The sequence below is a fragment of the Streptomyces sp. WM6386 genome (assembly GCF_000972385.1).
Lineage (GTDB): Bacteria > Actinomycetota > Actinomycetes > Streptomycetales > Streptomycetaceae > Streptomyces.
The window spans coordinates 1-369 of the sequence record NZ_JXTE01000624.1 but is presented as its reverse complement, the minus strand read 5'-3'; the positions used below and the strand labels follow the sequence as shown (position 1 = coordinate 369).

Annotated in this window: 1 protein-coding gene; it reads right to left on the bottom strand. The window is 66.7% G+C overall.

The window, feature by feature from the left end; all coding sequences use genetic code 11:
• Positions 1-342: AfsA-related hotdog domain-containing protein (locus TN53_RS42985; protein ID WP_267886610.1), on the bottom strand; the 342-nt coding region annotated here is incomplete at its 3' end.
• Between the last annotated feature and the right edge of the window lie 27 nt (positions 343-369).

The window sequence follows — 369 nt, the reverse complement described above, 5'->3', positions numbered from 1 at the left end:
GGCCGGGGCGGTGCCGACGAAGATGTGCTGGGGCCTGACCTCGATGGCGAGGTCCCACATCAGGAAGGAGTAGTCGAGGGGGACGTCGTACTCCGCGTGCCCGATGAGGATTCCTGCCTGCCTAATCGTTTCGGCAACAATGAGCGGGTCGTGGCAGTCGTCCATGGTGACGAAGAAGCCGTGCCGGCGCGGCCACTGCGCGGTGAGCGCGAAGTGGTCGTCGGCCAGGCGCTTCCAATCGGTGAGCATGACCTCTGCGACGCTGGCGCGATGGACGAGTTCCTTGGGCACCGTGGTGGTGAGGGACGCGTAGCGGCCGGCGCTGTGGGTTCCTGTGGACACCACGGCAGGGTTATCGGAGGGGGCGGT